The 24,544-nt window shown below is 48.2% G+C and carries 18 protein-coding genes and 1 pseudogene; 8 read left to right on the plus strand and 11 right to left on the minus strand.

The features are described from left to right. Positions 1–3 precede the first annotated feature (3 nt). From UF06_RS16530 to UF06_RS16560, 7 genes are all read right to left on the minus strand, one after another. A complete protein-coding gene (locus UF06_RS16530; protein WP_226972175.1) occupies positions 4–720 on the minus strand; it encodes an outer membrane lipoprotein-sorting protein in 717 nt (238 codons plus the stop codon). 58 nt (positions 721–778) lie between these two features. Further along, on the minus strand, positions 779–2,044 hold the full coding sequence (locus tag UF06_RS16535) for an ABC transporter permease (RefSeq protein ID WP_045571404.1): 1,266 nt from the start codon (positions 2,042–2,044) through the stop codon (positions 779–781). Next, positions 2,032–2,730 carry an ABC transporter ATP-binding protein gene (locus UF06_RS16540; protein ID WP_045571405.1) on the minus strand — a complete coding sequence of 233 codons (699 nt, stop codon included), beginning with the start codon at positions 2,728–2,730 and terminating at the stop codon, positions 2,032–2,034. Before UF06_RS16540 ends, UF06_RS16535 begins: the two co-directional genes overlap by 13 nt. Before the next feature lie 10 nt (positions 2,731–2,740). Continuing rightward, positions 2,741–3,394 carry a hypothetical protein gene (locus UF06_RS16545; protein ID WP_045571442.1) on the minus strand — a complete coding sequence of 218 codons (654 nt, stop codon included), beginning with the start codon at positions 3,392–3,394 and terminating at the stop codon, positions 2,741–2,743. Between the two features lie 273 nt (positions 3,395–3,667). Beyond that, on the minus strand, positions 3,668–4,384 hold the full coding sequence (locus UF06_RS16550; RefSeq protein WP_045571406.1) for a YebC/PmpR family DNA-binding transcriptional regulator: 717 nt from the start codon (positions 4,382–4,384) through the stop codon (positions 3,668–3,670). Between the two features lie 90 nt (positions 4,385–4,474). Next, complete coding sequence (locus tag UF06_RS16555) at positions 4,475–4,684, minus strand: DUF3283 family protein (RefSeq protein WP_045571407.1); 210 nt, start codon at positions 4,682–4,684, stop codon at positions 4,475–4,477. A gap of 248 nt (positions 4,685–4,932) precedes the next feature. Next, the gene (locus UF06_RS16560; RefSeq protein ID WP_045571408.1) at positions 4,933–5,130 is read right to left on the minus strand and encodes a hypothetical protein; all 198 of its coding nucleotides are present in this window, start codon (positions 5,128–5,130) and stop codon (positions 4,933–4,935) included. A 354-nt stretch (positions 5,131–5,484) separates the two neighbouring features. Here UF06_RS16560 and UF06_RS16565 point away from each other — a divergent pair, with 354 nt between their 5' ends. The 3 genes from UF06_RS16565 (at position 5,485) to UF06_RS24765 (ending at position 8,468) form a co-directional block, all read left to right on the plus strand. Continuing rightward, positions 5,485–5,949: a hypothetical protein gene (locus UF06_RS16565; RefSeq protein WP_045571409.1), complete on the plus strand. Its 465-nt coding sequence runs from the start codon at positions 5,485–5,487 to the stop codon at positions 5,947–5,949. A gap of 632 nt (positions 5,950–6,581) precedes the next feature. Next, positions 6,582–7,874, plus strand: coding sequence for an RHS repeat-associated core domain-containing protein (locus tag UF06_RS24760; RefSeq protein WP_082069739.1), 1,293 nt, complete (start codon positions 6,582–6,584; stop codon positions 7,872–7,874). A 177-nt stretch (positions 7,875–8,051) separates the two neighbouring features. Continuing rightward, positions 8,052–8,468, plus strand: a complete 417-nt coding sequence (locus UF06_RS24765) for a transposase zinc-binding domain-containing protein (RefSeq protein ID WP_082069740.1) — start codon at positions 8,052–8,054, stop codon at positions 8,466–8,468. Positions 8,469–8,971: 503 nt separating this feature from the next. On the opposite strand, the gene UF06_RS16580 is transcribed toward UF06_RS24765, so the two are convergent. Both UF06_RS16580 and UF06_RS16585 read right to left on the minus strand, forming a co-directional pair. Further along, positions 8,972–10,408 (minus strand): serine protease, encoded by a 1,437-nt coding sequence (locus UF06_RS16580; protein ID WP_045571411.1) that lies wholly within the window; start codon positions 10,406–10,408, stop codon positions 8,972–8,974. A gap of 218 nt (positions 10,409–10,626) precedes the next feature. Continuing rightward, positions 10,627–12,597 (minus strand): replication initiator protein RctB domain-containing protein, encoded by a 1,971-nt coding sequence (locus UF06_RS16585; RefSeq protein WP_045571412.1) that lies wholly within the window; start codon positions 12,595–12,597, stop codon positions 10,627–10,629. A gap of 1,260 nt (positions 12,598–13,857) precedes the next feature. Here UF06_RS16585 and UF06_RS16590 point away from each other — a divergent pair. The 5 genes and pseudogenes from UF06_RS16590 to UF06_RS24770 form a co-directional block, all read left to right on the plus strand. Continuing rightward, positions 13,858–15,075: an AAA family ATPase gene (locus tag UF06_RS16590; RefSeq protein WP_039426622.1), complete on the plus strand. Its 1,218-nt coding sequence runs from the start codon at positions 13,858–13,860 to the stop codon at positions 15,073–15,075. Between the two features lie 7 nt (positions 15,076–15,082). Then, positions 15,083–16,057, plus strand: coding sequence for a ParB/RepB/Spo0J family partition protein (locus UF06_RS16595; RefSeq protein ID WP_045571413.1), 975 nt, complete (start codon positions 15,083–15,085; stop codon positions 16,055–16,057). Positions 16,058–16,144: 87 nt separating this feature from the next. After that, positions 16,145–18,199, plus strand: a complete 2,055-nt coding sequence (locus UF06_RS16600) for a GNAT family N-acetyltransferase (RefSeq protein WP_045571414.1) — start codon at positions 16,145–16,147, stop codon at positions 18,197–18,199. A gap of 332 nt (positions 18,200–18,531) precedes the next feature. After that, positions 18,532–20,208, plus strand: coding sequence for a FapA family protein (locus UF06_RS16605; RefSeq protein WP_045571415.1), 1,677 nt, complete (start codon positions 18,532–18,534; stop codon positions 20,206–20,208). Positions 20,209–20,217: 9 nt separating this feature from the next. Continuing rightward, positions 20,218–20,418 (plus strand): annotated as a pseudogene (locus UF06_RS24770) (cysteine--tRNA ligase); the annotation flags it as partial. A gap of 85 nt (positions 20,419–20,503) precedes the next feature. Here UF06_RS24770 and UF06_RS16610 read toward each other — a convergent pair. Continuing rightward, positions 20,504–22,618 carry a type I secretion system permease/ATPase gene (locus UF06_RS16610; RefSeq protein ID WP_045571416.1) on the minus strand — a complete coding sequence of 705 codons (2,115 nt, stop codon included), beginning with the start codon at positions 22,616–22,618 and terminating at the stop codon, positions 20,504–20,506. A 12-nt stretch (positions 22,619–22,630) separates the two neighbouring features. Next, the gene (locus UF06_RS16615; RefSeq protein WP_045571417.1) at positions 22,631–24,544 is read right to left on the minus strand and encodes an EAL domain-containing protein; all 1,914 of its coding nucleotides are present in this window, start codon (positions 24,542–24,544) and stop codon (positions 22,631–22,633) included.

Genomic DNA, 24,544 nt, shown 5'->3' on the forward strand with positions numbered 1-24,544 from the left:
GCGCTACCATTGGCTGACATCCGCTTTGATGAGGTAGCTCGGGTTGTAAAACTTATCCTCCAAAGCCCATGGCTGAATGTCTTGATACTCAATCACGGTTTTTTTCGCGGGCTGGATGCGGTCAAGCAAGGTCATTGAGACAACGCGGCTAACGCCTTGCCGATCGCCACGCTCAAACCACGCTTGCTTCGCGAGCTTCCCGGAGCGCAGATAGAGATCCGCTTTGATGGGAAAGTCATCCTTTTGCGCGATCCAAAGGTCGATATGCTGATAGCTGGCGCCGCTGGTGAGCGCAGTTAAGGTCAACTTGTGCGTGTTCAGCGATTGGCCCTCAGGCAAAGTAAGTGTCTCTTGCGCTTGCCACTGGCCTTGATAATCGTCACTCCAAGTCAGGGTCGAAATGTCGCCCACCGAGGCTTCGCCAAGCAGTTTTTGCATCGGCGTAATGCGGATCGGACGGCGGCTTTTCGGCATTTGCAACCAGTAGTTATCTTGTAGCATCAGCATCTTCTGCCCCGCTTCAACCGCCGATTTGAAGATCACCAGAGATTCGCGGTTAGAACGAGTGTATACGTGATACTCGCGGGTTTTATCCAGTTCTCCAGCTTGATAGAGACTGACCAGTGAAATCACTCGCGCAGCGTCTTCTTTCAGTCGATAGTCGTCGGCGCGCTGAAGCATTTGCGCCACTTGTTTAGGCGATGGCGCGGTGGCGGCCATACTGGTTGGGGCAACAAGCGCTAGGCCGAGCAAAATTCGCGATGAAAATACGGTGAAATTAGACATAAATTAGCGCCTCCGTGATCGGTTTTTTCACCCCTTTGCGGGCGGAAAGATAAGCGGCAAGGAGACAGATCCCCACCACGCCGAGTGTTGCACTCAACACCAACGGCCAAGAGAAGTAGATGGAGAGCGGATAGCCATCGGTACGCCCCGGCGGTGGCGGCATCTGCACATCCACCACCATCAAAAGAGCACAAAGCGCAGCGCAAGCCAGCGCACCGACCACACTGCCAATCAGGCCGATTAATCCCGCTTCACGTAAAAAGCCACCAATAATTTCATTGGGATAGCTACCCAGCGCCGACAAGGTGCCAATTTCTCGCGTGCGTTCGGTCACCGACATGGTCATGGTATTAAACAGTGCGACAAACACCACCAGCGCCATCACCGCGCCCATGATGCCGAAAATGCGATCATAAAGATCTTTCACTTTGAGGTAGAAAAAAGCCCGCTCTTGCCAAGGGGTGATCTGCAATGCTTGTTCTTGGCTGGCGAGGCGTTTGGTCAATATTTGCCGGACTTGCTCGGTTTTCGCCGTCTCAAACAGAAACACGGAGAGAGTGCTCACTTTGTCGCTACCCAGCAGCGATTGCGCGCTGTCAATGTGCAGATACAACTGACGTTTATCCAGCTCAGGGACACCTGTTGAGTAGATGCCGCGAACTTTGAAATCGTACGCGTTGAGCGCACCATCGGTGGTGGTGGCCAGCAATGTCACCCAATCTCCGACACTGACGTGTAAGTTGCGCGCCAGATCGGTCGCCAACATCACTTCCGGTTCGCTCGGGTCATAGCGTGCAGAGCTTGGATCAGACAAGGTTTTCCCTTGGCGCACATCCAAAAACGGCCCTTTCATATCAAACTCGCGCTCATTAACGCCAATACCAGCAAAAATGGTCGACTTGCTGCCGTTCGACACCAGTCCGGTAAAGTCGATGCGCGGCTGCACGCCACGGACCACTTCCAGCCCCATCAGATCGCGCATCAAAGAGTCGGCATTGCTTAAACCGTTGCTCAGCGGCATCTCTTCTTCTTTCTCGAAGTAGCCAGGGGTACTGATGGTCAAATGACCGGTATCTCTAGCGGTTGACTCTTTGAGGCTGTCGTAGGTGTACAGGCCAAAACCGCCCGCGCTGCCAAGCGCAAACACCGCGATGGCGATAATGCTGGCTGAGAGTGCGCTGCGACGACGATTGCGCTGCAAATTGAGCAACGCAATACGTAGCGAATCAGGCAAACAGCGTGCGATTAACTTGCCCATGAGATCACCTCCTGCTCGCCGTGATACTGGCTGAGCTGGCCGTCTAGCAGCTCAATGGTCCGATCGCAGCGCGACGCCATACGCGCGTCATGTGTGGCGACAATAAAGGTCGTGCGCCACTCATGACCTAACTGCTTCATGATATCAATCACCCGATTAGCGGTTTGGCTGTCGAGGCTGGCCGTTGGCTCATCGGCAATCACCAGGGCAGGTCGGTGCACCAAAGCACGTGCAATGGCAACGCGCTGCTGCTGGCCTCCGGACAAATTGTCCGGCATGGCATGCAGATACGCTTCAAGGCCAACCTGCAGCAACATCTCTGTCGCAATGCGTTCGCGCTCTGCTTTGTGAAGGCCATTTAATTGCAGTGGATAGGCAACGTTTTCCAGTGCCGTCATAACCGGCACGAGATTAAATTTTTGGAAGATAAACCCCAGTTGCTCACGACGCATTTTGGCGGCTTGCAACGCATGGCGAGGATAACAAGCGCCTTGAAAAGTCACCTCACCTCGATAGTCCATATCCAGCATGCCCAAAATATTGAGCAAGGTGCTTTTGCCCGAGCCAGATGGGCCGCATAACGCAACCATTTCCCCTTGTGCGATATACCCGCTCACGCCACGCAGTGCGGGGACACTGTGACTCCCTAAAAGGTAGTGGCGCTCAAGTTGGCTAAATTCAATCATCTTGCTTCCCCTACCCTTTAGCGTCCACTTGCGCCAATGCCGATTGGGTGTCTAAATTGGCTTTGTCGCGCTGTTCCATCTCACTGAGCCATGCTTTCGCTTGTTTAATGTCTTCCGCTCGCAATGCCGCCTGCACCGCGTGGCGGTAAATCCATGAGGAGGCTGCAAACGGCTGCTCAACGAAGCCCGGTTCATCAAGCAAATTGAGGTACAAGTCGTAGCCGCGTTCAAAGTGATTAAACATGTCCGGCAGCGCTGTGAAGGTGGCGGCCGCCATCGCACGTACTAAATAGCTTTCTGGCAATCCCTGAATTCGTTCTTGCTTTTCGAGAGAGGAAGGTAAAGTGTGCAGCAGCGCCAAGCCTTTATTAATGGTCGAAAGCCCCTGCTCGGTGAACTTCATTTTGTTCCACGGTAAGAAGGCATCTCGGCCTTGCAAGGTTTGCGTACTGCCAAGGTAGACCAGAGACAGAGGCGTTGCACCCTCTTGTTCAATCAAGCGGTTCAGTTGACCGAATACGGAGTCGACCAGTGCCGTTTCGCCTTGTGCGGCAAGATTATACTGGTTGATCAACGCTTGATCGGGGTTGGCAAGCGCCTGTGCCGTCCATAGCGACGTCGCGATTAAGAGACCAGAGAGCAGCGTTTTTTTCTTTAGCAACATCATCACCGTTATCCTTCTGTTGGTTTGATGATGTCAGCATATCGGGCCCATTTACCTCTTGCAGGAGCATGCGACCAAACGCATCGAGGCGCGATAAACGGTCAACAGAGAGGATAAACGGGAGAGCTTAATGGCGATGGCGAAATTGCGGTTGCGCCACTTTCGTCAGCAAGGCTTCAATCAGAAAAGTCAATGCGAGCGTGAAAAATCGAGGCGTGCAATAACGTCGAGGTATAAAAAAACCGAGCTTCGAACAGCTCGGTTTTTTTTTCATTACAGTTCAGCGTTGTGGTAAACCTGCTGAACGTCATCACAGTCATCCAGCATGTCGAGGAATTTCTGGAACTTCTCAGCATCTTCGCCCGCAACCGCCGTGTAGTTTTGCGGAACGAAAGTGATCTCTTCAACATCGATAACCAGATCAGGGTACTCGGTGTTCAACGCGGTTTTCACTTTGAAAAACTCGGTGTTTGGTGCGTAAATCGTGATCACACCGTCTTCAAGTTCGATGTCAGTCACATCACAATCGGCCATCATCAGCGCTTCAAGAATCGCTTCTTCGTCTTCGCCTTTGAACTGGAAAACCGCTTGATGGTCGAACATGTGAGCAACCACGCCTGGAGTACCAATTTTAGCGCCCGTTTTCACGAAACATTGGCGAACGTCTTGGAAAGTACGGTTGCCGTTGTCTGTTAGACAGTCAACGATCACGCTGACACCACCTGGGCCAAAACCTTCATAACGTGCTGGTTGGTAATCTTCACCGCCACCACCGCTGGCTTTATCAAGCGCTTTTTCGATAACGTGCGATGGAACCTGATCTTTTTTCGCTTTAGTGATCAAGTGACGTAGAGACAGGTTCATGTCTGGGTCAATACCACCGTTTTTCGCACACATGTAAATTTCTTTACCGTATTTGGAGTAAACTTTAATTTTTGCGCCTGCTGTTTTCGCCATTGAGGCTTTGCGCACTTCAAAACTTCTTCCCATCGGGATGTCTCTCTACATTACATTTTTAACGCGAAGGATTTTAGCAAAAAGCGAGATCAATTCAATTCTCGCTCCACGAGAAATAGGAGCTCAAGCTACTCTCATCACTCTCTTGTATTTTTCGATCGATTGCTCAAAAAATGCCTTTTCGCGCGGATCAGTGATTTTATTGGCACGCTCAATGATAGCCTCTGGACCACATTTCGCTTCTTTCATTCTCCAGACCAAGAACGAAGCCTGCTTATCTAACTCAACTTTGTTCTTTTCATCCGGTGCCAACAGTGAAAGATTAAACGACATGAAAATCTCCTGAAGTTCTACATCGGTACGTATTTGGTTGTTATAAGGAGCCCCTCTTAGTGAGGAAATCGCCACCTTTAAGGACAACGAGTCGCGAAATATAACACAGCGCCCGCTTTTTACAGAAGATAAATTGAGGGCGCTGGTTTAGCAAGTCGTCCCGAAAAACACTCGTCTGCTTGCCAAAAAACACAAAGGGTGGCTAGCGGCCACCCTCTCCATTGAGTTCGTTAGATCACACAGTTGCGTTAGTGAAGCAGTCCTAATTCTTTTGCTTCCTCGATACTCAGACCGCTTTCACGGATCTCTCTCAGCGCTTCAATGCGGCGTCTCGCTTCTGCAGATTTCACTTGTTTTTCTGGTCTCAGCGCGACTTCCTCTTCCGAAACTTCCCACTTATGAGCCATATCTGCTATCTCGTCATGGTTTATTGAATTAATGGACATATTACCTCCGAACACACCATGTTTTGACAATTGATGTATAGCAAACCCGATTTGCTGAATTAAGTAAAACAGTAGGGAAATGTGACCATTCCCACTCTTCCATCAACTAAATTATAAAACCGTCATTTACCTTTTGCTAAATTCCCTATCGCCCAGTAGATTTAAAAAATTGACCCTGAAAAAATCAGGGAGATCAAGCTCTCATTTCTCTTTCAACCTTCTCATTCAAACGCTCTGATTTAGACCAACACACTTGCGCTCACATCCATGCTTACGACTGGTCAATCCTTCAAACATCAACCAGACTCAATGGTATAAACAACCCTCAAGATTCAATCAGAGGTAGAACGGGCAATGGAACTGACTCTCTGGCTAGCCGATATTTCCCATTGGTATCAGTCACAAAAGCATGATCAATGTGATGCGTTGAAATCAATGCTCTTTTCTGCACCGCCTGCCGTGTTTGGTCCTCACCTCAGTGATGAGCAAAGTAAAGCGATCGCATGCTGGTTAGACGGTTGCCTGCGGCTGTTTCAAGCCTCTCGTAGCACCCATCCCGAGAGGGCATTGGGCTATTTGCTGTACATATCGAGCAAACTAGAACAGGTGGCGAGCGATGTTCGCACCGATATTGAGATCCGCGACTGGTGTGTCAAACGACTACAACATCTCACTGTGCTGAGCTTGGAGTTTTGCAATCAGCAGGAAGGACAACAGTGGTTAATGCAAGCTCATGAGATTATCGAATGCCACGTGAAGCTGTTGAACGCCCTCTGCTGGAATGAATCTCGAAAGCATGATCAAGTGAAATGGCAATAAATAGGGAAATGATCAAGCACATCTCGGTGGGCATGTAACCGGTAGTTATTGTGCAGCTCGACTCGGAAATTTTTACCAAATGAGTTTACAGTCACAACCTCTAGGGAATGGTCAACTGGTATAGTTTTGAGGATCTTTCTAGATCTTTAAGAATATCTTTAGATATTCAAGTTCTTATTCTCACTCGTACAGGCGAGCTGCGACAATCAACGAAGAACTTTCCTCGCGAGGGCGAGAAAAGCCCTTCATTGATTTTTAGAAACAATCGACCCTTTGGTAACCAACTGCATGCCAGAAAAATCTCCAACCAAAAGATGGAGATGATGATCGTCTGCGGCGTGTTGAACCGATTTACATCGCTTGGCATGCCCCAAAGCTACCGCTACACCTGAGATCCGTCAAAAGACGGAGAGGTCGAGTATTGCAACAAAGCCCCACCCAATTAGTTATTTTCTTTTTCGCTTTACCCATGTCACCACCGACCGTTCTAACCATCACAAAGGATCAGATCGCAGGGTTTGGAAAAAATTCAACAGATTTAGGCAACAACGCCATGGAGTAAACAGAGAGTTCCATTCTATTAAAACTCTATTTACTTTGTCAGTAACACAATTAACAATTCAGTTAATAATATGAGCAATTCTTCTTTCCAACCTAACCGAAGACAGTTTTTGAAGCAAACAGGTCATCTATCCGCCTTGGTGGTTACGTCTGTTACATTACCTATCGCATACACATCATCCTCCGAGTTTTCTTATGGAAAAATCGGCCCTATCTGCCAGAATCCCGTTGGATTTAATGGGGTTCGTCAAGATCCTGTGACGAAACTCTATGCACTAGGCAATGGTTACCGGATGTATAACCCCACACTAATGCGCTTCCATGCTCAAGATAGCCTAAGCCCTTTTGGCAAAGGTGGGACCAACGGATATGCCTATTGTCTGGGTGATCCAGTAAATCGCCACGATCCCAGTGGTCACTTTGCTCTGCTCAGTTTGTTAATCGGAGCCATTATTGGTGCTCTGGTGGGAGGCGCTTTATCTGCTGTAAGTGAGGGAATTCAATGCGCTATCAATCCTGAACATAAATTTGACTGGAAGCAAGTTGGCATTGGTGCCGCTATTGGTTTTATTAGTGGCGGATTTGGTGCAGCAGCCCAGGGAGCGAAGACCAGTGTTCAGGTTGGCCTAGCGATCGCTGATATCGCGGTTTCCGGTAGTGCGGATTTTGGCTTGAATGTTGCCGCAGGGGTCCCCGTTAAGCAAGCAGGAATCAATACCATTATCGGCGCCGTTGTCGGTCTGGGCACCTTTGGAATGGGGCAGGGAGTGGGCAAGTTGGGGAAATCACTGTCAGCTGCGAGTCAAAGGATTGCAAGGGCCAAAACTAAAGGATTGAGTGGGAAAGGTGCGGTCACGGCAGGAAGGCGTTTTAGTGCTCTCTATAACAACTCTCTACTCGATGCTTTGGATCTTGAGAGCGGGCTAAAGATCTCAAAAACAACAGGTGACACACTTGTAGGTTTTCATGGGACTTCAAGTCATTTCCTAGATCAAGGAATAGAAGGCGGATTAAACTTAGGAAAAATGAATATCAATGGGGGGTTGTCGGGAGGGAAAGGGTTTTATTTTTCCTTGACTCCCAGTATCGCAAAGGACTTTGCTGAGGTTGCTACTTCAGAATTTGGAGGCGTTCCTAGTCTACTAGGTGTCTTTACGAGTGTTCAACAATACCAAGGCATGAGTGTGAGGAACTGCTTACATATCGGTAGGATGGGTGGAGGAGGTATGAAAGTTGGTTATCTATCTGAACTCGAGGGTATTGTAAGGCCCGGGGCCTACCAAGCAGTTAGACTAAGGCCATTGAAATGGGGTTATGATGGTCAGGTCGATAGGTTGCCATTCTCCCTAGAATCACCTTGGTAGACGCTTGATTCCTGCGGTTCTGTTGCAAAGTTTGAACATTGAACCACACTGAATAGTCATTTCGGCTTTGGGTGGAACAGAGCAGCTACGCTGCAATTGGGCACGGGGTGGGTAGGTTTAGACGTATAATCAGGCTCTGCATTCGCGGCAATACCGCTCCGATAATCTTTACTGACTATGGCCGCTCGCACTTCTGTCAATACACTCTACCAACCTCGACCTCTTAACTTTCTCTTTGAATACAACAAAGCCTGGCAACACTTGGTCTCTACCGATCATCCTCTTCGTGATGTTGAAATCTCTGAAGTCGCTAAAATGCTCGCCGGCGGCAAATCCACCTTGGGCGGTAAAACTCTGCATTGTGAAAACGACGACTGCTACCATACTAAAAACATTTGGTTTACGTGCTCCAGCCGCGCTTGCTCCTGCTGCGGTAAAAAATCCACCGATAACTGGATAACCCAACAGGTAGAGCGTCTACCTAATTGTCGTTGGATGCACATGACTTTTACCGTGCCTGATGTTTTCTGGCCCTTGTTCCTTCTGAATCGATATTTGCTCGATAAACTCTGTCAAATCGCGGTGGAGGAATAAATCCGTACGGAGATTGGAAAGACATCGACTACTGCCATGATGCGTTGAGCAGACGTGGAGAAGCCGTCACGTAGGGGAGCTCTATCCAAAGTCTGGGTTATCGATTATATCAATGATAACACTAGCCTAAACCATCAATCTTATAGACAGTTAGACCAGTACAGCCTATCAGTGAGTCATGCCCATCATCAGAAACCGCAGTCTGGAAGACTTTGAAATCGCTAAACATCAAGTCGATCATGCGTAATACTTTTCGCAAGACAAAAAAAAGCGAGTTCAGTGAACTCGCGAAATCTATTCAGAATGAATGTAACAATATGAGCCAATCTATTAATCATCAGAAAGGACAAAAGGTTGTCTATTCGAAGCCATAGTAGCTTTGGCGAACGATTTAAATGTCAGTAGATTGTTAACGTTCGGTCTGAATTCAATCAATATACAAATTATTGCATTGGTTAATATTTACGTACATGAATACCCTTCGCCGGATAAACAGAGGCTTTTTACTCTTGGGTTGCATTCAACATCACCCCAGAGAAGTGACTGTAAGCTCTCACCATGATGTAAAGATCTTCCCCCACAGCAGGCACAGAGCAAGACTCATTGTTGCCTGAACGAAAAGGCCGGCAATCATAGACGCTCGTGGTGGGTTGTGCGCCTGACCGTACGTATAAGTCGGCATCACCCGCGCCAAATTGAATCGCCACTGTCAGCGCTGAAATCCTATTTTGCGCCTTGACAACAAACCTCTTCTCTTCCCCTTTATTCAAAGCCAGATCAGTGCGCGCAGAACCAGGGATGAGTTCTTCAATGGTTGGCACGGTTGGATCAACGGACCCCTCAGGCAAAGTGTTGTTGAAGTACATGGCCACTTGCGGCCAAATCCGGCTCATTTTGACCCCTTGATTTTCACAGCCACCAAAATGATGGAGCGCAATCGCCTTGTTATTGGCCGCGTTCAATACTGGAGAACCCGATGATCCACCGATGGTATCGCAGAAATAACCGGTATCGGTGTTGGTGCCTCGGCCATTGGTTGAAGCGATATCAATTTGGCACAAACCGGACCCATTTTGATCGCTTTCAATCGCGAGCTCTTTCGGATTGCCAGCGCCATGTTGCGGAATATAGATGCCATCACCATAGACTGGCTCATTGGCATACAAGCCTAAGTAACCAAAGGCTGCAATCTTGGCAAAGTCATCAACACTAAACAGGGTGTAGTCCAAGGTGTAGTCTGTGCGCAGCAGCTCATTACCCATCACTTTCACCGTTGTTGCCAAGGATCCGTTACAACTGCTGCGTTGATAGTTGAACCAAACTTCGGTGTTTTTCAACTCAGATGCCGTGCTTACACAATGGTTGTTGGTAAAGAGTGTATTGTCAGGGCCAACACGCCAAGCGGTACAGAGGCTACGCCCGTTGATCAGTAGCCGAGCCACCGGGCTTGACCACGCCACTTTGTCAGCATGGCTCTCTTGCCAGCAAGCGACGTCCCGACGCTCATTGATTCCGCAAGTGGAGAATGTGCTATCCCCCGTAGACGCTGTCATTCCAGCCTGATGACCAGCGGTAAAATAGTCAATGTCGAACTCACCGACTTCACCCGCTTGGTTAGGCAGCAACTCAACGGTAACCTGTTCACCGAAAATCGATTGAGCGAACCAATTCTCTTGGCTTTGCGTATACTCCAGCACCTCGGTTCCCTCTTTTGAGGTCAGGCGGATCGAACTTCCTGGCGGTAAGATCAGCGTTTTAAAGTGGATCTTAATAAACTGTGCGCCGGGATGTTGAACCACCAGCGGATTGATCGACTTGAATGCAGAGGAGTGAGTAAATGGTATGTGATCGGCGATCACCGGCAGATCCACTTGCGCATAAGCCACGGAAGCGGTGCAAAACGATGAAGCCAATATGACGTTGCGTAGAATGTTTCTCATTGGATGTCCTTATCGGTTGTAGGTCTCGATAAAAACATAATTGCTGTGATAAAATAAGCAACTAATTGCTTATTTTATGGTACGTAAACTATTGCTGACAGTGCGCCAATGTGAACTCAACCCAAGCCAGGTAACTCTCTGATATTTAGGATAATGTGAGATTATTTGACCTGAGCGGCTTCACATCCGCCCAGTGAATAAGATGGTGCGCTGGAAAGTCAAACGGCCACTTCGTCTAGCGCACGGAACACAGTGTCATCCAGATGGCCCTCAAACACTTGGCGACACACTTTTCGCCGCACGGCAAGGCCAGCAATCAAACGCTCAATCGACAAATGTTTGTTCTCCGTCTGGCTGTTGTACAGCTCCACGACTTTACTGAGCGCTTCATATGGTAAAACATGCTCATCGACGCGAATGTAATCCAGCTTCTCTAACAGCTCCTGACACTCTTCTTTGATAGAAACATACGGATGCCCTGTCATCGCTGATAACGCCGTTATACTGCGTTCTAGGGCCTCTGGAGAGGTATATTTGGTTAGCGTAATAGTGATCTCATCGGCATTGATCTCCACTAAGTGCTTACGCAGTTTCACTCTGCGCCCCAAATTGCCTTTCGGAGAACGCTCTTTGCGCTGGATCGGCTCAAACTCACCATCAATGATGCCTGATAGCTCCTCCAGCTTCTGCTTGCTAACCATTTCGTTGCGTAGCGGATTAGGCAGCGTCGGCGCCATATTGCGTTTGCCCGCATTGGTGGTACGAGCTCGTGAGTAACGCAGCACTTCTTCAACATCACATTTGATATCGATCTGGTAGTCGATCACTTTGTCTTTATCTTGGATCGTCGCCACGGTCAGGTGGTAGCCCCACAAGTTAACGACAAAAAGATCTTCCGATCCCTTCCCTTCTGATAGCCGACGTAACTCACGGATCAGATCCATTGAAAAACGGCGCCATTCAATATTGCGCGCCAACTTTTGGTTGAGCTCGGTCAACAGCATGCTATCCGTGTGGCGACGAACCATACGACTGCGGAAAAACGAATACAATTGAAACACCAAAGTATGTTGTTTCAAGATTTCTGGTGGAAAGAGGAAAAAGTAATCGCGAGTCAGTAGCTCCTCGTAAAACGAGGGTTCCCAAACTAAAATGTATAGGTTGGGTTTAATGCGAATTTCACCGTCACTGCCCTCTGTAGGCGCCTCTTCAGACGCCGTAATGGTGCGAGCTATAAAGCGAAAACGATCGCTTTTAAACCCTTCGGGCATATTCTCACTCAGCCAACGCCCGGTCAGTTCATGCAATTGAAAATCGGTAAACTCAATACGATCAATACTATCGCGGATAGAATCGCGCGCTGGTCCACTGTCTTTTTTGCCTCTTAGCGACAAAATATCCGTGATATAGAGTGGTGTCTTGTTCGGAATGTGGGTGGCATCTAACTGATATTCCTCTTTGTGATGATCATGGTATTGCACCGTCAAAGTGAACAACGCAAACAGTGTCATCAGATCGTCCACCGTCATGATGTTTTTCGAGGAGCGAGTTTCAATCACCGCTCGAGTACCGGAGATTGAAACCATCGATTTCTGGTAGCTTTTGCGAGTCCTTGGGGGGGCGAGTGCCTGGTCAATGATCCCGGCCCAATTGGTTGGTGAAACGACGAATTGATCAGCTTCATCTTTCATACTCGGCGGCGTATTTAAGCCGTGTTCATTGAGTAATCGTTTATTGACCTGAGTTTGCGCTAACGCTTTCGAGCGTTTCTCTTTTTCACTCTGTTTTACTTTTTCGGTGACTAAACTGGCAGCGCCTAATACCGAGATCAGTTTGTTCGGGTTAACGAAACGATGCAGCATCGTTTTGCCTGCAAGCCCCTCCTCAAAGCGTACTGGCGTTTGGGTAAACAATCCGATGCTGACCGCGGCTCGTAAACGTTGCTGTAGTGCGGCTCGGGTTAATTGTCCATCGGTAGCATCGACAATTTCAGTGGTTGATACCAGTCCGTCTTTACTGCTAAATCCACGCAAAGAGATCAAATTTAACAATTCTAAGATACTTTTCGTTACCCCTTTGAAATGCTGATATTGCTCAACCCAATCTGCAGACGAGGCACTGACTTCAAACAGATGGCCGTCTTTGTGGCTCCTTGGAGCTTTGATCAGTATTTTTTCTTCGGTTGTCATGTTAGATCCAGATCGCGTTGACCGTAAAAGCACTATAGTTCCAAGAGAATAATGAAAAAAAGATCATAAATAAAGAGAAAATAGCGGTCTTTAAATAACTGATCTTTTTTGATTTATTTGATCCTATTGATATAGATGATCTAATGATCTGTGACGGGAGGTGCTTGTAGATAGCTGTAATTTAAGTATTTTTATTTTCCCCGTTAGGAACTATGATCATCGCCAGGTTGAAAACATGATCATCATTAGTGAGAAAGCATGATCACAAGTTTATGAAAACATGATCATTAGAGAAAAGAAACGATGATCACCATAGTATTGAAAGCATGATCATCCGCGGTAAACAATTTATCCACAGCAAGAAGAAAAAATTAGGCTTGTAGCCTCTGTTTGGCAAGCTGAAATGATAACGGAACGATGATCAAGCATGGCACTTATTGGCGATATACGATGGGAATAACAGCAGTGCGGACTTATGGTCTAAAAAATGTGCGTTTTCCAACGGCAATAGAGCGTGATTGGCTTGGGGCAATCTTTACGAAAGCATGATCATGGCGATGTGAAAGAGGTAATGCGTTTGTCTTGACTGGCCGATGCACTACAGAAACGTACGGGATTGCCTGAATCCCCATTCCATCGGCATTCTTCCGTAGTTTCGCGAAGTATTTACATGCTTCCGAGCATGACGGTACTTGATCATGGTTCCGCAGAATTGATCTTCCTGCCGTCTCTCTTTCTGTAGACCTCACCGATCTTCATTACCATGATCATCGTTTCGTCAACCAGACTATTTACGGAAAGATGATCAACGGACTTCCTTGATCATCTTTCCCATTCTAGTTTGTCCAAAATGAAATATAAAACGCGCTGATCTTTTGCAGAAGCATGATCATGATGAGATTCCGCGCTTTGTTTCAGTCTTTCACGTGATTGCGATGAGAGCGGCTTTTTCGCTCGTTTCACTAATCAATTTGACAAGTGCCGTAATTTAGAGGTGTTATCTAATCGTTCCGATGAGTGATAACATTTACATTGTAAATTAGTGACACTGTAATTCTTTTGTTTTGTCTCAGTGCAATCGGTTAGGGTTGATGAAAGTCATTGTAGTCACAAGCACATTATCGCTCTTGTTTACATCATTATGACGTGATTAAAACATTTTTATGTGATTGTTCTTCAAAATGAACGTTCACCTTTTTGTTGTATTTGAATTAAAGTGCTGTACAATCGTGCGAAAGATATTTCTCTAAGGAATCGATAATGAAAAGAGAGCAAACGATAGAGAATCTCATTAAGTTGGCTGAATCAACCCAACAAGTTCAGGCGGACCGAATTGAGATTGTGCTTGAAGAGCGTAGTGATGATTATTTTCCGCCAATGTCTAAGGCATTAATGGAAACTCGTTCGGGTTTAACCCGTCGTAAGTTGGATGATGCGATCAGCAAAATGGAAGCGGAAGGGCATCAGTTTACCAAAAACAACGCCAACCATTACTCGATCTCTTTAGAAGAAGCACACATGTTGATGGACGCCGCGGGCGTGGCGAAGTTTCACCAGCGTAAAAACAGCACCGGAAACAAGCCGTGGATTATCAATGTGCAAAACCAAAAGGGCGGTACGGGCAAGTCGATGACGGCTGTGCATTTAGCCGCTTGCTTGGCGTTGAATTTGGATAAACGTTACCGTATTTGTCTTATTGACTTAGACCCGCAAGGCTCTCTGCGTTTATTCCTCAATCCGCAAATCAGCATTGCTGAGCACGATAATATCTATTCTGCGGTTGATATCATGCTGGACAATGTTCCAGAAGAGGTCGAGGTTAATCGTGAATTCTTGCACCGCAATGTGCTTTTACCAACGCAATATCCTAATCTGAAAACCATTTCGGCGTTCCCGGAAGATGCGATGTTTAACGCTGAAGCTTGGCAGTATTTGTCTCAAAATCAGTCTCTTGATATCGTTCGTTTGCTCAAGGAAAAACTGATCGATAAGATTGCTGATGATTTTGATGTCATCATGATTGATACCGGTCCTCACGTCGATCCTCTTGTTTGGAATGCGATGTATGCATCGAATGCGCTGTTGATCCCATGTGCGGCGAAACGTTTGGACTGGGCGTCGACAGTCAACTTCTTCCAGCACTTGCCAACCGTGTACGAAATGTTTCCAGACGATTGGAAAGGGCTGGAGTTTGTCCGCCTTATGCCAACCATGTTTGAAGATGACAATAAAAAGCAAGTCTCGGTACTGACTGAGATGAACTACTTACTTGGTGACCAAGTGATGATGGCGACCATTCCTCGCAGTCGCGCTTTTGAAACCTGCGCCGATACCTACAGCACGGTATTTGATTTAACCACGGGTGACTTTGAAGGCGGCAAAAAGACACTAGCGACGGCGCAAGATGCGGTGCAAAAGAGTGCGCTTGAACTGGAGCGCGTGCTTCATTCTCATTGGTCTTCACTGAATCAAGGATAAATAAGTCATGGCAATCAGAACTTCAGAACTCAATGCCAAACTCTTTGGTAAAGCAGATAAGCGCCGAGTCACCACACCTCAAGAGGCGCAGACTGCGGCGAAAGAACAAGCACAAGTGATTGAACTGTCTGTGGCGGGAGAGCAGAGCGTCACGTTTGAATTGGTGCGTATTGCCGCTCAAGAGGTGGAACAGAAAACGGTCGTGTTTGCAGAAAATGCACGTGAACAGGCATTTTTAAACGAACACGCGTTGTCCGATGTTTTAAGTACGCTCAAAGAGAGAGGGCAGCAATACCCTGCGGTCGGTCGTCGTGCAGCTGACGGTAAGATCGAAGTGCTCGATGGTAGTCGCCGTCGTATGTCTTGTATTCTCGCGAAGCAAGATTTCCTCATTTATGTCGCCGATAACATCAGTGCCGAGCAGGCGAAATTTTTGTCTGATGTCGCTAATGCACACAAGCCACTCTCGCTGTACGAGAAAGGCAAAGAGATGCAGGCGAAGTTGGATAAAGGGGAAGCCGAAGATCAAAAAGCGCTGGCAAAAATGTTCCAATGTAGTGAGGCATTGGTTAGCGGCGCGATCAAAGCGGCTTCGCTGCCTATGGAGTTGCTGCAAGCTTACCCAAACGTGAGCGAGCTTGGCCGCCCGACGATCGTAAAACTGCACAAACAGTACTTCTCTTTGCCAAGTGAGCAACAAACGCAGCTTTTGCATAAATGTCTGAGTGAAGAAGGGCTGGTTTGGCAACGTAGTCAGGCTCAGGGAGTGGCGCGTTTGACCAAAGAAGTGACGGAAACGCTTGAGCAGTGGATGTCTGAGTTGCTACCAACTAAGCCTCAAGCCAAAGCAGAGAAGACAGAGCTTATCAAAGGACGCGCGTCTTACAGCCGTAAGGGCAGTAATCTAGCACTGACACTAAAGAAAATAGATGACCAAACGATGGATGAGATCCTCAAATTTCTTGAATCCAAGCTAGGATAAACCGCCATTTGTTGACGAAAAAGCCGCTGATGCGGCTTTTTTTGATCCTGTGCTACCATAAGCACACTTCGAACTTGGGTACGATTTATGGACACTCCTTTACAAGCGTTGCATGCGATTTATCAGCAAGCATCAACGACAGGCTGGCGTTATGGCGTGGTTTTGCGTGGTGACGCTAGTTGGCAAGATGAACAACTGCATCACTGGCTAACTCTGCAAACTTCGGCGGTCATTTTTTCTGTTGGGCTACGTGATGACTTTCATCCGCAGATCAGAAAAGCGGTCGGATATAAACAAGGGCAGCGCCTTTTAGGGCAGGAGTGCCAAGTTCTTGTTGTCGATGCGCGCCAGCCGTTTGATGCCAATAGTTTCACCGCGGCTTGTGGTGCATTAGTTGGCGGCGGGATTTTACTGATATTACCCAGTGATGGACCAACAACCTCTTATGCTCAAGCTTGGTTAGAGCGTCACTTCGCCGAGTTAGTGCAAATTAACAAAGGGCAGGTCACACAGGTTCCCCAGTTGGTTGTAGCGCCAGAGGTTGAAGATGGCTTCGCGGATCAGCGTCATGCCATCGAATCGGTCAAAAAAGTGCTGACTGGGCATCGCAAGCGGCCTCTTGTGCTGACGGCAGACCGAGGACGAGGAAAAAGCAGTGCGCTTGGTCTGGCTTGTGGCCAGTTAATGCAGCAGCGGCCGTTGAAAATTTTGCTGACCGCGCCGTCATTTTCAGCAGTTGAAACATTATTTTTCCACGCACAAACACAGTTATCCAGTGCCCAAAGCGATGGGAAATTCATGTTTCGTACCAGTGAATCGTCACTGCAATTTATTGCGCCCGATGAGCTGTTATCACAACGCCCATCGTGTGATCTCTTGCTGGTTGATGAAGCTGCAGCCATTCCTTTGCCGATGCTAAAAGCGATGGTCGTTGACTATCATCGTTTGGTCTTCTCTTCTACCGTTCATGGTTACGAAGGGTGCGGCAGAGGTTTTTCTAATAAGTTTATCCCTTGGCTGCAAGCTGAGCGCCCCGGAATGAAAGCGTATCACTTAGAGCAGCCGATCCGCTGGAAGAGAAATGACCCACTGGAAGAGTGGCTCAATCGTGCCTTTTTGTTACAAAGCGATGATGTGTCGATTGATGACGTGATTAGTGATGCGTTGAGCTTACGCTTAGTGAGTAAAGCTGAATTACTTGCACAGCCAGCGGTACTCCAATCCTGTTTCTCTCTTTTGGTCAACGCGCATTATCAAACCACACCCAATGACTTACTTCAGTTGCTCGCCGATGAGGCGTGTCAGCTTTACTTGGCACAAGTGCAAGATGCTGTCGTGTGCTGCATTTTGACCGTTGAGGAAGGCGGGTTGGACGCCGATCTGATTAAAGCGATTCAGCTTGGACATAGGCGCCCAGCCGGGCATTTGGTTGCGACCACCATTGCCAATCATCTCGGCATCACGCAAGCTGCGCAGCAAACCGCGACACGAGTAATGCGGATTGCTGTTCACCCAGATTGGCAAGGGCGTGGCATCGGGCAGAATCTATTGGCTCAGTTACAAACTCTGCTTAAAGATAAAACGGATTATCTTGCTACCAGCTTTGGCGCCAGCGCGGGATTGGTTCGCTTCTGGCAGCGAGCGGGTTATGTGCCACTGCGATTGGGTTTTTCTCAAGATGCAGCCAGTGGATGCCATTCTCTGGTGATGGTGAAAGCGTTAAGTTCGTTGGCTGAAATATGGCAAGCCCAAGCGCATCTGATGTTCAAGGAGACACTGCCGGATTATCTGTCGTTGAGCTTTTCCGAGTTGGATGCGATGCTGGTGCGATCGCTGCTCAACACGGTGAGCTACTCAAGCCCCAATCCGACTTGTATCGCGCTGATTGTCAATTATGCTGAAGGTGGTAACAGTTTTGACAGCGTCCAACCTTGGCTTAAAGCTTGGCTATTGTCGCTTGACGTGGAGAGCTTGTCGGATCTGCTAATCAGCAAAGTGTTGCTCAACCAGTCGTGGCAGCGCTGCGCTGCGCGTTTTGCTTTTCCTGGTCGCAAACAAGCAGAACAAGCGCTAAGAGACGATGTGCGCCAACTCGTTTCTCTATCGAATTTACAATGTAAATTGGAGCATCTTGCAGAGTAAACCCATTGCTCTTTACACTGTAAATCGCTCGTGGCTTTAGCGGTTTATTCCAAATACATAGAGATTGTGAGCTTCAGCGGAAAATAAAAATACCCTCGATGTTGCGCTTTACCTAATCGGCTTCTTTTTGTTTGTGGCTAGCGATGTGGATTTACAGTGTAAACCGATTGGGCAAGAAATAGACCCACTGTCACAAACTGGATGCAATCTCGTTCGACATACCCTTTAGTGATGTGAGCCAGATTATTCCCTTTCAATGATTCTCAGCGATCCTCATTTTCGTTAGACTAGTTCCAAGATTGTCTTTTGGCTTTAACTGCACGTGGCTGTTTATGTGGAAACTTTGCCTTTCATGGAATGAAAAAAAGACCAGTATCATCGCCAAACTCCCTGAAGTGGATTTGGGTGGTGAGCTGATCAGAAAAGAAATTGACGCCGTACTGGCAGAGATGGACGCTGGAAATCTGTTTCTTGATGAAGCAGAAGTGGTGCGGTTTATTAACAGTGTGCGGGAGAAAAAGGCCGAAGCGTATCAAGGTATTGAGGTGGCAAAACGGTTGAATGCGCAGTTAGAAGTCGAACTGTCAAACAATGATATGTTGGCCAGTATGAAAATAACGGGTGCCTATGGAGGCCGAGGTTTGCGCGGTAGCGAGATAGTCCACGCCCTAGCCAGCGCGCATATTACCAAAGGCATTAACAAGCTGGCCTTGAAAAAAGTGCTGGTCATGAGCAACCAGCTCAAACCTGGTGAGCGTTTTGTACAAGCTGTGGCACAAGGCAAACAACCGGTCAAAGGCAAAGATGCCCAATTTGTTCCTCTGGTGGAAGACATCACCAAGCGAGTGCTTAAGCCGGAGAAAGGGAAGTCAGCGAACGCTAAAATCGACATGCGCAATCTTGGTGAAACCATTACCGTCGAACGCGGAGACGAAGTGATGCGTCGCGAGCCTGCCACTAAAGGTACCCCGGGATTCACGGTTCAAGGCAAAGCCATTCCGCCTTTAGCCGGGAAAGACGCAGCATTAAAACCTGGCAAAGGAACGGAAATCGCATCTTACAATCCCAACATACTCGTCGCCAGTCAAGCGGGCATGCCTCTGATTAAAGAAAAAGCCATCGAAGTCGACAGCGCGTTGTGCCTCAATAACGTCGGTGTCGGGACGGGGCATATCAAATTTAAGGGCAATGTGGTGATCTCGGGTGATATAGAAGCCGGGATGAAAGTTCGCGCGACAGGCTCGATCACCGTTGGCGGCTTTATCGAATCGGCCGATGTGCAGGCACAAGGCGATATTGTGGTTGGCAAAGGCATCATCGGTCATACCGTGAGTGAGGGTGAAGCCAAAAGCTGCTCGGTTAAAACCAAAGGCAATATTAGCGCCAACTATGCACAATATTGTGAGTTGCAGGCAGGGCACAACATTGACCTTGCGGTGCATTCACTCAACAACGACATTATGTGCGGTCATGATCTTACCGTGATGGATGCCAACGGCAAAAACGGTACCTTGAGTGGTGGGGTTGCCCGCGTTGGCGGAAAAGTAAAATGTGTCTTTCTTGGTGTTGAAGGGGATACGGCGACCAAGATTGAAGCCTTTGCTCGTTTTGCAGCATATAAAGATAAAATCGCTTCGCTCAAAGAGCAGTATAAGATTGCCCAAGAAGAGACGATGGATGTGATTCGTCGCGAACTCGAATTTAAGAAGACACCCAAAGCGGAGAGGGAAGAAGGCGTCGAGGCTGAAATTACAGAGCTGAAAGCGCAAAACAGTGAACAACTCGAGTCGCTTAAAGGTGAGCTTGAAACAGTCGACTCTGAATTCAATGCGTTGTTGGAAATCAATACGGTGGAAGCGACGGAAAAAGTGTTCACCCGAGTGACGGTGCAATTTGGTGATGAACAGGTGGTCACCAAGCGAACTCATGGTGGCAGTATCTTCCGTTTCAATCAGTATGAGATCAAAGTTTCCTCAACCCTGGAAGAAGAAGACGTGGCCGCAAACTAGCCCTCACCCGTGCAGTTATTTAACACGCTCACAAGGACCCTTCAGCCTTTTTGTACCATTCGGGAAAATGCAGTCGGGCTCTATGCTTGTGGCCCGACGGTTTACGATTACGCGGATATCGGCAATTTGCGTACCGACTTGTTTGTTGATGTTTTGACTTGCGTGCTGAGATTAAACGGTTATCAAGTCAATGACGTTGGCAATCATACGACCACGTTACAGCGGCGTTAAGGCTGGGTGTATTTACACTGTAAACTGAGGATAAAAACAACCCCAGCCTGTGCTGGGGTTGGTGTTAACTGACGGCGCGAACCTTGCCTTGTTTGAGATCACTGAGCACCTGTGCTTTGGGCCCATCGGCAATAATGCTGCCTTTTTCCATCACGATGACGCGTTCCACCACATCCAACATCGAGGTTTTGTGCGTGATGAGAATCAGCGTTTCACTCGCTTTTAGTTGAGAGAGCTGATGCTTGATTTGCATCTCTGAGCGGTTATCCATCGCACTGGTTGGCTCGTCCATGAGTAGGATTGGCGGCCGACCCAAAAATGCGCGTGCAATCGTCACCGATTGTCGCTGCCCACCTGAGAGCATCGCACCGCCTTCGCCGACTTGGCGCTCTAAACCTGCTGGGTCTGCTTGGGTAAAGTTGGTTACCCCTGCGCGGTTAGCGGCGTCTAACACATCCCTATCATCGACCAACGTACGCCCCAAGGTTATGTTCTCGCGAATGGAGCCAAAGAACAGCGTGCTGTCTTGCGGAACGCAGCCAATGTTGCGACGGATATCAACATGATGCAACTGCTCAATATCGGTATCATCGATACGCACGTGCCCAGCTGTGGGTTTGTATAAGCCCATAATCAGCCGCTCAAGGGTGGTTTTACCCGAACCAATACGGCCAATGATGGCGACTTTCTCCCCTGGATTAATGGTCAGGCTCAAATCACGAATCGAAGCGATGGGGGCATCAGGGTAGTGGAACGTTACTCGATCCAGCTCAATTTTGCCTTGCACAATCGGGCGGTGAATATAGCGTTTGCCTTCTTCTTGCTCGTCTGGCATTTCCATCACCTTATTAATGATAGTCATTGACGATTTTGCTTGATTGTAGCGAGTCGATAACAGTGACAGTTGCACCAGCGGGCCGATCGCTTTGCCGCTCAGCATCGTCGCAGCGATCAAGCCCCCCATAGTAAGGTCACCCTCAGAGATGAGATAGACGCCAAGAATGATCATACCCACGTTGGCACTTTGTTGCACAAAGCCAGCGGCACTTTGGATGCTGTCTGTGATGCGGCGAGTTTTGATGTTCCAGTTGGCCATATGCGCAACCGCTTCTTCCCAGCGGTACTGAAACTGCCCTTGTGCGCTGAACAGTTTGACCGTTTCCAGCCCGGCTAAACTTTCGATCAGATTAGCGTATTTCTGCGACGCCAAACGAGATCCTTCTTCAATCGATCGGCGTAGGGGGCCTTGAATTAGAAATGAGTGAATCATCACGATCAGCACGCCGATGATAGGCACCCAAACCAAGTCACCCGCCATCAGCCAAATCAGTAAGAGAAACAGCAACGCGAAAGGTAGGTCGATCAGCGAGCTTATCGTTGCCGATGTGAAAAACTCGCGAATCGATTCAAACTCTTGCAAATGGCGAGCAAAAGCACCGACCGAGGGTGGCTTCGATTCCATACGAATGCCCATCACTTTGCTAAACAACTTTGAAGAGATCAGAATGTCCGATTTTTTCCCTGCCACATCAATAAAGTAGTTGCGCAGCATTTTTAGGACAAAATCGAACAGGAAGACAACGAAAATCCCACTTGCCAATACCCATAAGGTTTCAAAGGCGAGATTTGGTACCACCTTATCGTAGACAATACGAGTAAACATCGGTGCTGCGATGGCAAATAGGTTAATCAGGATAGAAGCGATCAACACGTCACGATAGATGTGTTTTGATTGCCACAAGGTTGACCAAAACCAGTGACCTTCGCGCGTTTTGAGGATCTCTGGTGAGCGCTCGTCATAGCGGAACTGCTTTTTGACTAAGAAATAGCGCCCTGTGTACTGAGCTTTGAGCTCGTCCAAAGGAATGACGACTGGCACCATGCCACTTTCTAAGTTGGTGATTTCCGCTTCGCCTTTTTCTTGGCTGACACTGTTAAGCACGCACGAGTCGCCGCCTTTGAGCAGCAAAATGGCGGGCAAGACTAAGCTGGAGATAGCTTCCAGTTCAGCGCGGTTCTCTTTCGCGACCAAGCCCGCGCGCTCTGCAGATCGTGGCAGCAGAAAAGGCGTCAGCTTGCCATCGGAGAGTGGCAAACCGTTGACTAGCGCCTCTGGCGAGTTGGCCAGTCCGTAGTAGCGGCTGACGTATATCAGCGAATTCAACAATGGATCTTTCATGAGATAACCTTACTACTCTTTATCTACGATGAAGCCCTGGAATACTTCAACAAAATGTTCTGACAAGAAGTCCAACTGCGTTTGGGTTTCTACCCTTGAGGCGATGGTGGTGATACCCAAATTGTGCGCTGCCCGAGAGATGGATGTCAGGGTGAATTTCTGCTTTTCATCGTCCAGATTGTGGGTAAACAGATAGTCGAGTTTGACGTAGCTAGGACGATACTCATTAATGTAATCGAGCGATTGGAAGTTGCGACCGTAGTTGTCCACGCCAAACTCGGCACCGGCGTTACGAATAGCGTGGCACAGCAAAGCGGTGTGGTGCGGCTGGTTCACAAAGCACTCTTCTGGAATCTCAAAATGAAGCAAAGACGCCACCGATTTATGTTTCTCCAGTGTATTGGCTATCCAACGGATGAAGCTGGGCTGTGACAGACTGCTGTGGGCGATGTTGATCGCCATCGGCTCGGTGAAGGTTTTACGCTCAAGCAGCTTGATCATTGATTCAATCACGTATTCGTCAAACAGGTGGGTCGCTTCGAGCTGCTCCAATGCGTAGAGATATTGGTTCGCACGGTAAACCACGCCCTCTTTTTCAATGCTGGAAAAGACTTCACGATGGAACGTATTGCCAGTGCGGCTGTTGGCTGATTGAAAACGGAACTGAATCCAATCGTTATGAATCGCTTCTTCCACCAAAGCTTTCCACTGCTGTTTACCCATGGTACTGCCTTGTGTGTCGGTGCCGACAAAGCCGTAGGTAAGCTCTGGTGACGCTTTGGCTTTGGAAAGCGCGTTGTCGACCATAGAGAGCATTTCTGTACGTGTTTTGCTGTCTTTGTTATGCGCAACCCCCAACGCCACTTTGGCATCAGCAGTACCCGTTGGGTCAGTATTGAGCATTTGCACGCAATTGATGATGCTGTCAGCGACAATTTTGAGCTCACTCTCATCCATGTGAGGGAAGATAAAACCAAACTCATCGCTGGAGATGCGTGCCATGGTTGCGCCCGGAACGGCGATGGTGCTCTCGAGCTGTTTTGCCAGCTCTGCCACCATGCGATCGGCCGATTGATAATCTTTGTTGTCATACACTTCGCCGATGTACTCTGCGTTGAGTACCGCGACGCCGCCGGGAGCATTTTCCGCGAGCCATTGATCGAGCTGACTGATATAGAAAGAGCGGTTGCCCAGCTTCGATACAGGGTCGATGTACGCCTGCTCACGCAGACGTTGTGCCTCTTTCGCCTGAATCTTAAAGGAGACTTCAATCTGTGATGACATGCGGTTAATGCCATCGACGACGGCAATCAAATCTTTGGTGTGAGGACGAGAGAGCGGCTCGCCAAACTTGTTGTTGGCGATATCGTTCATCTTCTCAATGATGGCGGTGAGCGGTTTCAGCGAGCGTTTGAGGATGTAAGCAATCGCGACTAGACCGATGACAAAGATGCCACTAAATGCGCTGACAAGGCGCATAAAAGCTTGCCAAAGCTGTTCGTATGCAGCGCCCGGATGGCTCACTATCTCCACTTCCGCGAGTTGTAACCAACCACTGGTCACGATGCGCTGATCATGGATGCGCTGGAACAGATTCATTTTGCTAAACCAAGCAGGCACCGAGTTCGGCTTGACTGGGTAAGTGCGAATGATTTCTTCCCCTGAATCGAGGAAAATAAGCCGCACCACCGAGTAAGAACTGCCATCAAACAACGCGTTGATCACCGATTCCACCGCCACTTTATCTTTGTCTTTCAGATAAGGGGCCAGTGCCAAACCAACGGTGTTGATGGTGTTGTTCATCTCGGAGCGTTGCTGCTGCTCTAGGCTATTCCGAGTGGTGTTGAATTCGATTACAAATACTGATGCCATCAGCAGGATAAACACTGTAATCATACCAACCACAAGTTGCTTGTATAATGTCAT

This window comes from Vibrio sp. S234-5 (assembly GCF_000960595.1).
GTDB lineage: Bacteria > Pseudomonadota > Gammaproteobacteria > Enterobacterales > Vibrionaceae > Vibrio.